A 549-nucleotide genomic window follows, 5' to 3' on the forward strand; every position below is an offset into this window, starting at 1 on the left:
AGCGCGAGCGCGCCGCCGGCCCACCGTCCGGTCCGCGCCACCTGCCCTCCCGAGGTCGTGGGTCGCCGGGCGGCCGGAGCTGGATGGCCGGCCGCCCGCGTACCCCCAGGGTGGGGGCGGTCCGGGTGAGCCGGGTTCGCCCCGAAGGGGTGAACCGGCCCGGTCCGGGTAACCGCTCCCCGCGCCGACGGGGGAGGGGACGCATGCCGGAGGAGGCCGACCAGGTCCGGTTCGCCACCGCGCCGACCGATGCCACGACGGAGGTCTTCGGTACGTCGGAACCGTTCGTCACCGGCGCCACCGCGCCGCTGCTGACGTCCCGGTTGACGCCACCCGTGCCGCCCGAACCGGTGGTGCTGCGCCCACGGCTGGTGGACCGCCTGGACCGGGGCGCGGGCGGGCCGGTCACGCTGGTCCTCGCCCCGGCCGGCTGGGGCAAGACGACAGTGCTGTCCGCCTGGGCGCGCGCCGAGCGGGACGGCCCGGTGCCGGCGTGGGTGACCGTGGCGGAGGGCGACACCACCGGCCGGCTGTGGGCCTACCTGGCCG

Annotated in this window: 1 pseudogene; it reads left to right on the forward strand. The window is 78.5% G+C overall.

Annotated elements, in window-relative coordinates:
• Positions 1 to 203 precede the first annotated feature (203 nt).
• Positions 204 to 549: pseudogene (locus tag HUW36_RS33970) on the forward strand (helix-turn-helix transcriptional regulator); the annotation flags it as partial.

Origin of the sequence: Micromonospora maritima (assembly GCF_902825405.1) — a bacterium.
GTDB classification, from domain to species: domain Bacteria; phylum Actinomycetota; class Actinomycetes; order Mycobacteriales; family Micromonosporaceae; genus Micromonospora; species Micromonospora maritima.